7 protein-coding genes are annotated in these 8,653 nt (G+C 60.7%); all 7 read left to right on the forward strand.

Annotated features, from left to right (window positions below):
* The first annotated feature begins 4 nt into the window (after positions 1-4).
* The 7 genes from tssJ (at position 5) to V6M90_RS28255 (ending at position 8,441) form a co-directional block, all read left to right on the forward strand.
* Positions 5-505: a type VI secretion system lipoprotein TssJ gene (gene tssJ / locus V6M90_RS28225; protein ID WP_332847516.1), complete on the forward strand. Its 501-nt coding sequence runs from the start codon at positions 5-7 to the stop codon at positions 503-505.
* Positions 492-1,820 carry a type VI secretion system baseplate subunit TssK gene (gene tssK / locus V6M90_RS28230; RefSeq protein ID WP_332847517.1) on the forward strand — a complete coding sequence of 443 codons (1,329 nt, stop codon included), beginning with the start codon at positions 492-494 and terminating at the stop codon, positions 1,818-1,820. Before tssJ ends, tssK begins: the two co-directional genes overlap by 14 nt.
* Positions 1,821-1,825: 5 nt before the next feature.
* Positions 1,826-2,686, forward strand: a complete 861-nt coding sequence (icmH, locus tag V6M90_RS28235) for a type IVB secretion system protein IcmH/DotU (RefSeq protein ID WP_181408614.1) — start codon at positions 1,826-1,828, stop codon at positions 2,684-2,686.
* 15 nt (positions 2,687-2,701) lie between these two features.
* Entirely contained in the window at positions 2,702-6,076 is a 3,375-nt protein-coding gene (gene tssM / locus V6M90_RS28240) for a type VI secretion system membrane subunit TssM (protein ID WP_332847518.1), read from the forward strand.
* Positions 6,073-6,801, forward strand: a complete 729-nt coding sequence (locus V6M90_RS28245) for a PP2C family protein-serine/threonine phosphatase (RefSeq protein ID WP_003174365.1) — start codon at positions 6,073-6,075, stop codon at positions 6,799-6,801. Before tssM ends, V6M90_RS28245 begins: the two co-directional genes overlap by 4 nt.
* On the forward strand, positions 6,798-7,640 hold the full coding sequence (locus tag V6M90_RS28250) for a serine/threonine-protein kinase (protein WP_141063997.1): 843 nt from the start codon (positions 6,798-6,800) through the stop codon (positions 7,638-7,640). Before V6M90_RS28245 ends, V6M90_RS28250 begins: the two co-directional genes overlap by 4 nt.
* A gap of 219 nt (positions 7,641-7,859) precedes the next feature.
* A complete protein-coding gene (locus V6M90_RS28255; RefSeq protein ID WP_332847519.1) occupies positions 7,860-8,441 on the forward strand; it encodes a hypothetical protein in 582 nt (193 codons plus the stop codon).
* Positions 8,442-8,653 lie beyond the last annotated feature (212 nt).

Below are 8,653 nucleotides of genomic sequence, written 5' to 3' on the forward strand. Positions count from 1 at the left end.
AGCCATGTATCGAGTCACCGCTGTATCACTGCTGGTCGCGCTGGGCCTGTTGGCCGGTTGCAGCAGCCTGTCACCGTTTTCAACCTTGACCAAACTGGACCTGACATTGACCGCCAGCGAAACCGTCAACCCCGACCTGCACGGGCGTCCCTCTCCCGTGGTTGTGCACCTGATCGAGTTGCGCCACCCGGTTGCATTCGAGAACGCCGATTTCTTCAGCCTCTATGGTCGGGCCGAACAGGTACTGCCCAAGGATTGGGTCGGCAGCGAAGAACTGGAACTGCGCCCTGGTGAACAACTGGCGCTCAAGCTCAGCGTTGAACCGCACAGCCGCTATATCGGCGTGCTGGCAGCCTATCGGGACTTGCCCCATGTGCAGTGGCGGCTGGTGCTGCCAGTGACCCGGCAGCAACTGACGCGTGCCGACCTGCTATTCGATGAGTCGGGTATCCGCGCCACCGACCGTCAAACCCGCAACCGGGAGGATCGAGATGCCGGTTCATAAAGTCGTCTGGCAAGAAGGCATGTTGCTGCGACCCCAGCACCTGCAGCATAACGATCGTTATTACCACCAGCAGCTCAACCGCACACGCTTGCTGGGTAGTGATGGTTGGGGGTTCCTGGGCCTGGACGTCGACGTGCAATACCTCAATATGGGCAAAGTGGTGGTCAACCAGGCCAGTGGGGTGTTTCCCGACGGAAGCCTGTTCGAGCTCGACAGCACGATGCCGCCGCTGGTGTTGCAGGTGCCGGCCGACGTTGACGGACAAGCCGTGTACCTGGCATTGCCGTTGGCCATCGGCAGTCAGGTCGAGGTGCGAACGCCGGCGCAAAACGATGTCCTGTCGCGGTACGTCAGCTGTGAGTCGCAGGTCATTGACTCCAATGCCGGCGTCGACGCCAGCTGCCGGATCAACTGCGCGCGCCCGGATCTGCGTCTGTTGTTGGGCGAGCAGCCCGGCGATGCGCTGCATGTGACGCTGCAGGTCGCACAGGTCCTGAATTCGACCCGTGAGGGGGGCGTGAAGCTTGACGCGGATTTTGTACCGACGTTCATCTACCTGCAACGTTCGGGGTATCTGTCATCGTGCGTCAAGGAAGTGATCAGCCTGCTGGCCAGCCGGGGGGATGCGATTGTTGCGCGTATCGAGGGCGGTGGCGGTGCGGCGGGGGCGCAGGTCGGCGAATTTCTCATGTTGCAAATGATCAACCGTAGCGAGTTGGTATTGCGTCACTACCTGGACCAGGGCCAGGTGCGGCCGGAGGTGCTGTATCGGGCGTTGCTGTCGATACTGGGCGAGCTGTCCACCTTTGCCATTGAGAACAAGCGGGCGCAGGTGGACGTGCGCTACCGGCATGGCGATCAGGGCATGAGTTTTCGCGGGTTGATGGAGCGCCTTCGCACCGTACTGTCGTCTGTACTGGAGCAGCACGCGCTCGAACTGAGCTTGCAACCGCGTCAGTACGGGGTCCTGGTCTGCCCGGTGAGTGACCTCAAGTTGCTGGGCGCAGCCACCTTCATTCTCGCAGCAAGCGCCCAGTGTGATTCGGAGGCGCTGCGTCAGCGGCTGCCGGCGCACCTGAAGATCGGTCCTGTGGAGCGTATCCGCGAACTGGTCAACCTGCACCTTGCCGGCATCAAGGTCCGGCCACTGCCGGTGGCGCCGCGACAGATCCCGTTTCATGCCGGCAAGACGTATTTCATGCTTGAGCTCAGCGCCCGTGACATCACGCAATTGGAGCAATCGGGAGGGTTTGCCTTCCACGCCAGTGGCGAGTTTGTCGAGCTCGAACTCAATTTCTGGGCCATCAGGAACTGAACGCCATGACCATGGACAGCGAATACCCACTGGACGAGAAAACCGTGCTGCTGGACCGCGAAGGGCAGGGGCCGGCGCAGGGAGCGGTGACGGACTTTGCGTCACCGCCGCGCTTCGAACACCTGGAAGACCGGATGATCTATACCGCCGGGTTGCCGGCCGGGCAGCACTTCAATATAGGACCGAACAGCCTGGTCGACGCCGCCTGGGACCTGCTGTCACAGGTTGCCCAACTCAGGGCCAGCAGCCGAGAAAACCTGCAGACCCTCAACGATCGGCTGTCATTGGGCATCACGGCCTTCGAGACGCGAGCCTTGCACCAGGGAGCGGACCAGAGTCAGGTCATGTCGGCGCGTTATGTGCTGTGCAGCGTCATTGACGAAGCGGTGGTCACCACCGCATGGGGGGGGCGCAGCGACTGGTCGAAGACGAGCCTGTTGAGCCGCTTCCACAACGAAACCTTCGGCGGCGAAAAGTGCTTCCAACTGTTGGAGCGTTTATCTCGCGACCCCGTCAAGCACCTGGCGATACTGGAGCTGATGTTCCTGTGCCTGTCGATGGGCTTCGAAGGTAAATACCGCGTCATGGAGAGGGGCGCGGAGCAGTTGGAGGCGGTGCGCGATGGCTTGTATCGACAGATCAGGCACGTTCGGGGGGATCGTCCGCTGGTGCAGCGGCCAGCGGTGGCCGCTCATCCGGTGGGCGCGCGGTTGCGCGTGATATCCGCCACTTGGATCGCGGTCGTCGCGTTCAGCGCGTTGCTGGCGATGTATTCGGGGTTTGCCTGGGTGCTGCTCAATGAGCGAAACACCGTACTCCAACTTTTTCAACCGGTGGCGCCGGATCAGACGCGGTCGCCCTTGTAACGCTGGGAGCTATGAATGAACGCATTCTTCAAGGGCGCGGGCACGGTGCTGCGCAAGGTCTGGGTCTGGAGCCTGTTGCTGCTGTTGGCCGGCGCGCTGCTGGTGTGGTTTGTCGGACCGTTGCTGGCGGTGGATGACCATCGTTTCTGGCAAGGTTCGACGGCTCGCCTGCTGACCATCTGCGGGTTGTGCCTGCTTTGGGGGCTGGCGATGGTCGTGGTGGGCGCTTCTCGCTCGGCAAGGCTCGACCCGCCTGAGCACCTGCAGCGCCATCAGCACCAGAGCCTGATCGCTGACGAGCGCAGGCAAGTGCGGGGACGCTTCAAGGCGCTGCAACACGCCCTTAAAACCACTCGACGCTATGGCGACCGCAGCGAACGTTGGCGCAACGATTTGCCCTGGTACCTGTTGATCGGTGCGCCGGGCAGCGGCAAGACCTGCCTGCTGGCGGCCTGCGGACTGCAACGGACGCTGGAGCGGGGCGAGGGCGCCACTGCCTGTTTTGACTGGCATATGGCCGACCAGGCGATACTGCTCGAAAGTGCCGGGCGCTACCTGACCCAACCGGATCCCTCGGTGGATGGGGCGGGATGGTCGGCGTTGCTGGACCTGCTCAAGGCGCGCAAGAGAACGCGCCCGCTCAACGGCGTCGTGGTGACGCTGGCGGTGGAGACCCTGCTCGGCAGCAACGAGCATGACCTGGACCTGCATGCGCGCCATGTGCGTACCCGCTTGCAGGATATCCAGCAGGCGCTGCATGTGGACGTGCCGGTTTATCTGGTGCTGACCCAGGCCGACCGGTTGCCGGGGTTCATCGAATTCTTTGATACGCCCCACGCAGATGTCGGCGAAGGTGTATTGGGTGAATGTATCGCGCCAGGCAATGCCGGCATCGACATTGTCCGGGTGCGAGAAGCGTTCGAGACGCTGCTGCAACGCCTGGGAGCAGAGCTGATCCCGCGTATGCACCAGGAGCGAAGTCTGGAATGTCGCGGCCGGATGCTGGATTTGCCTCGGCAGGTGGCGAGCATCGGTGAACGTTTGTGCCTGTTTGTGGAGTCTGCATTCTGTGCCCACCGCTTTGAGCGCATTAACGGCTTGCGCGGGTTTTACCTGACGTGCGCGGGAGGCGGTGGCAGGCGTGCGCATTTCGTCCAGGCGCTGTTCGACCAAGTGATTTTTGCCGAAGCCGAACTTGCCGGGTTACACAGGCCGGAACGGCAGCGTATTCGTCGCCGCCAGCGCTTGCTGGCGCTGGCCGCATCGCTGGTGCTGGCCGGCGCGGGGGTGATATGGACGCACAGCTACAGGGTCAACCACCAGCGCCTGGGCCAACTGGCGGACCTGAGCTTCGCCTCCGCGCTCGGTCAAGCGGATACGGATGATGGCCTGGCGCTGCTGCCGTTGCTGGACAGTCGGCTGGCGGCGACACAGGTGTTTCCAGCGTTGGCGGATGCCAGTCTGTTCGAGCGGGGCGGATTGTATCAAGGCGAGGCGAGCCGTTCACGGTTGACCAGTGCCTATGAAGACGCGTTACGCCAGCGATTATTGCCCTGGGTGACCGCGCTGCTGGAGGAACAGGTGCGCACTCGTCTGGATGAGCGCGAGCAGTTGCTGGAAGCTCTGCGGGCCTACCTGATGCTCAACCTACCCGAGCGCCGTGATAGCGCGTGGCTGGCGCAGCACTTGGCCGCTTACCTGTCTGTGCGTTATACCGGGGATGCGTCGGCGCAGAAACGCTTGAACGAACATGTTTCGCGGCTGCTGGCGCAACCCTTTGTGGCGCCCTTGAATGCGCAACGAGTGGCGCAGGCTCGTCAGCAATTGCGCGGCGAGTCGCTGGCGGACGTGGTCTACCGGGTGTTGCGTGAGCAATCGCGCAGTCTGGAACCCTATCGCCTGGCGCAGGCGCGAGGATTCGCCGCTGTCGATCAGCCCATACCCGGTTTCTACACCAAAAGGTACGTGCAGTATTTTGAAAAACAGGGGCCGCGCCTGGTCAATGCCATCGCCCAGGATAATTGGGTGCTGGGCGAGGCCGCCGACCTCAGCGCGCTGGGGCTGCGCCAATTGATGCAAGCGCTGGAGCAGCGCTATTTCACCGACTACGCACATGCCTGGAGCGAAGCCATTGGCCGCATCCGCCTGCAACACAGTGAGAGCCTGCGCCAGCATGCCGAAGGAATTGCGAGCCTCACGTCAGCGCAGTCACCGCTGGTGGAGTTACTGCAACAGGTGCGCGAAAACACCCGTCTGCCCACGACAAGCGATCGTTTTGATGCGGTGACCCGGCAGGCGGGTGCGCTGGGCGTGGCGGCCCAGGAGGTCGGCTCCGCTGTGTTGTTCAACCCGTCGGCGAACCCGGCGACGCCAGACTCCGCTCGACGAGCGCTGCAGCGGCGCTTCGAGCCCTTGCACCTATTACTCGACGCTGAACAGAACCCCGGCGCGGACCTGATGCAGGCTCTGCGGCTACTCGATGAATGGCATCTGCAACTCGCGGCGCTCAACCGCGAGGGCGCGCCGGAGCAGGCGGGCTTCAAGATGGCCAAGCAACGCATGGAAGGGCAACTGCCACTGTTGGGTGATTTGCGCGATGCCGCCGCACGCTTGCCACTACCCCTCAAGGACTGGTTCGACGGCATTGCCGACGACAGCTGGCGGCTGTTGCTCGACGAGGCCTATGTCCATGTGAACCAGCGTTACCAAAGTGAGGTGTATGGCTTCTACGCCAAGGCTATTGCGCGTCGATATCCGTTCAACGCCCATGCCGGCAGTGACGTCGCCCTTGTTGATTTCCAGGAGTTCTTCAAACCCAGAGGCGGCATGGCGCGATTCTATGATAGTTACCTGCGTCCCTTCGTCAGTGCCGAAGGCAACCGTTATCGGTTACGCGCAATGGACGGTCGCAGCCTGCCGTTGTCGCGCTCGCTGCTGGACCAACTGGCGAAAGCCCAACTGATTCGGCAAGGTTTTTTTACAGAAGACCAAGGCGACTGGGCGGTGCGCTTTACGCTGGCGCCCTACAGCCTGGACCAGGCAGTCAGTCGGGCGCTGCTGAGCATCGGCGATCAACAGCTTGAGTACCGCCATGGCCCGATCGTGTCGACAGCATTCCAGTGGCCGGGCGATACGCACAATGGCCGCAGTAGCCTGGTATTGGAGCGCGGTGCGCAGCGGCCGTTGGGGATCGAAAAGAGCAACGGGCCCTGGTCGTTGTTCCGGTTCCTGGACTTGCTGCAAAGTGAGCCCGCCAATGGTCGCGACGCACAGCTGCTCAAGGCCGATCTCGGCGGTCTGCGCGCCAACTTCATGTTGGTCAGCCAACGCAATGCGAACCCTTTCCAGATGTCGGCCTGGCGTACGTTCCGCCTGCCGGAGCAGCTGTGAACCCGGCGCAAGACCGCTGGCGCAGCGCCGGGCGTACGTTGCAGGGCAAGGGGCGCGAGCGCAACGAGGACGCGTATCTTGACTGCCCCCAACGCGGTTGTTGGGTGGTCGCCGACGGCATGGGTGGCCACCGGGCTGGAGATTTGGCCAGCCAGTGGGTGGTCAGCGGCCTCGCCGCGTTACCCGACCAGGACGGTTTAGACCGCCGTATGCAAGCGGTGCGGCAGTGTCTGCGAGGGCTCGACAGTCGTTTAGGGCAGGCGGCGATGCACGCCACTGACGGCGCCGGCATCATGGGCAGCACCGTGGTCGTGCTGTTGCTGGAAGGTCAACGTGCCGCCTGCATCTGGGTAGGGGACAGCCGTTGCTATCTGTGGCGTGGGCAGCGCCTGTATCAGCTTTCGAGGGATCATTCCCTGCAGCAGCAATTGATGGACAAGCAGCGATTGAGCCAGCAGCAGGCCTGCGCCCATCCGAAAGCCAGGGCGTTGACGCGCGCCATTGGCGGCCGGCAGCCCGTCAGCCTGGAGGCACTCGAACTGACTACCCGGCCAGGTGACGTATTTCTGTTGTGCAGTGATGGCGTGTATCAGGGGCTCAGCCATGATGAGTTGGGGAACGCCTTGAATGCAGGTTCGCCACGGCAGGTGGTGGATCGGTTGTTCACCCAGGTGTTGCGAGGAGCGGCGCGGGATGACCTGACGGCGGTGGTGGTGCAACCATGAGTGGGATCACTGCGGCATCGAACCTGCTCGCCGGCCGGTACCAGTTGGAACGCGTTTTGGGGACCGGTGGCATGGGCGTGGTCTATCGCGCCCGTGACCTGCTGCACGAGGCTTTCGGTGAACCCAACGCGTGGGTCGCGGTCAAGCTGTTGGGCGACACGCTCTGCGAGTCCGCCGACGGCCATGTATTGCTTTACAGCGAATTCTCCCTGGCGCGGGGCTTGCGGCATGACCATGTGGTACGGGTATTCGCCTTCGAGGTCGACACCACCCGCCAAGTTGCGTTTTTTACCATGGAGTTACTGCACGGCATGAGCCTGGACCGGTTGCTGCTGGAGTGTCCCGACGGCTTGCCCTGGCAGGAATTGCAGCCGGTGGCTGTGCAACTGCTGGATGCGCTTGCCTATGTCCACAGGCAAGGCGTGCTGCATGGCGATGTGAAACCTTCGAATATCATGGTGGGCGAGCAGGGCGTGCGTTTGTTCGATTTTGGCCTGGGCCACGCCCAGGCGCGGCAGGCGGCCGGGTTGCCAGGTTTGAGTCGTAGTCGCTTGAACGCCTGGACCCCGGCGTACGCTGCACCGGAACTGCTGGCCGGTGGGGGCCTGTCCGCCACCGCCGACCTGTATGGCGCTGCCTGTGTGCTCTATGAGCTCGCCCACGGGCAGCGCTCGGGCGAACGCCAGCCCAATGAACCCTTGCCCAAACCTCGCCAGTTACCCAGGCATTGTTGGCCGGCATTGCACTCGGCATTGGCGATGGACCCCGCGCACCGAAGCGTCACGGTTACGCAACTGCGCGACGCGATGGCCGGTCGACGGCGCCGGTGGTTTGTGTAGCGTAAGCATTAAACGGGCAACCCGTGGAGGTGGGTTGGAACAAGCGTTTGCTCCAAGAGGGTAGGTGCGAATGGCACTTAAAACATATAAAGATAAAATGGAGCTGTTATTCTAAATAAATATAAAAAACTGTTAGTTTTAACAGGTGGGTTCTTCCATTTTATCTAGTAGGTTGAAGGTGTGGCATCGTCGCATCTAATACTTTCGAGGAATTATATTATGTTAACTGATCGTCAAAGGTCGTTTACCGCGCGATTGAAGTGCGATGGTTATCCTATTAGTTTTAATACATTGAAGTTGGTAGGAGAAGTTATTGAGGCCCCCTTTGGGCACCATGGAACAGCTACTGCTAACGCTCTTACTGCGCACGCATCGCTGGTCCCGAGTGATTATTTGTGCTTGAATAGTAAGGCTTACCCGGTCTTGCTCTATTTTCGATATGTGTCTGATTCCTATAATGTGTATGTTCGACAGGACGACTGCCCAAAGTATGGAAAATGTCTTCAGTTATCAGGAGGTTGGGTGATTGCGTCGGATGCGCCGACAGGTTTTCGCCTAGTTAAAAAAGATGCTGAGGACTGTCCAATATATCTTCACCAACATCGCGACGCAACCGGCTCTATTGGTATTCTAGTACCTGGTGGTTCCTCGTGGCACTCGTTGCTGCGGCAGGATACACTTAAAGAAGTTGATTATACTCACAAGTACGCATATCTTTGCACTCAAGGCAAGGCCGCCTATTTTAGCTTTGAAGATATAACGTGGAATGTGCCTTGGGTGAGTAGTCCAGATGAACGCTGAGTATCTATTTGTGGAGCATGAAAATAGCGGAAAATGCGGGCGCGGAAAACACAGTAAACGTTAAAAGGAATCGATGCCAGACTTAAATCTGAATCCACCTGTTAATGACATTCTACTGATAAGAAACCCGCCTCTCCAGGCTGTGTGAAAACCTAGCAATCTGCGCAGCGCTCGAAGAAAATGCTCCGTATCGAAAGATACGGAGCATTTTT

Origin of the sequence: Pseudomonas lactucae, from assembly GCF_036688725.1 — a bacterium.
Lineage (GTDB): Bacteria > Pseudomonadota > Gammaproteobacteria > Pseudomonadales > Pseudomonadaceae > Aquipseudomonas > Aquipseudomonas lactucae.

What these genes read in the sequence shown, in the direction of transcription:
- tssJ (WP_332847516.1), top strand. Translation starts at nt 5, where the DNA reads ATGTATCGAGTCACCGCTGTATCACTGCTGGTCGCGCTGGGCCTGTTG.
- tssK (WP_332847517.1), top strand. Translation starts at nt 492, where the DNA reads ATGCCGGTTCATAAAGTCGTCTGGCAAGAAGGCATGTTGCTGCGACCC.
- icmH (WP_181408614.1), top strand. Translation starts at nt 1,826, where the DNA reads ATGACCATGGACAGCGAATACCCACTGGACGAGAAAACCGTGCTGCTG.
- tssM (WP_332847518.1), top strand. Translation starts at nt 2,702, where the DNA reads ATGAACGCATTCTTCAAGGGCGCGGGCACGGTGCTGCGCAAGGTCTGG.
- V6M90_RS28250 (WP_141063997.1), top strand. Translation starts at nt 6,798, where the DNA reads ATGAGTGGGATCACTGCGGCATCGAACCTGCTCGCCGGCCGGTACCAG.
- V6M90_RS28255 (WP_332847519.1), top strand. Translation starts at nt 7,860, where the DNA reads ATGTTAACTGATCGTCAAAGGTCGTTTACCGCGCGATTGAAGTGCGAT.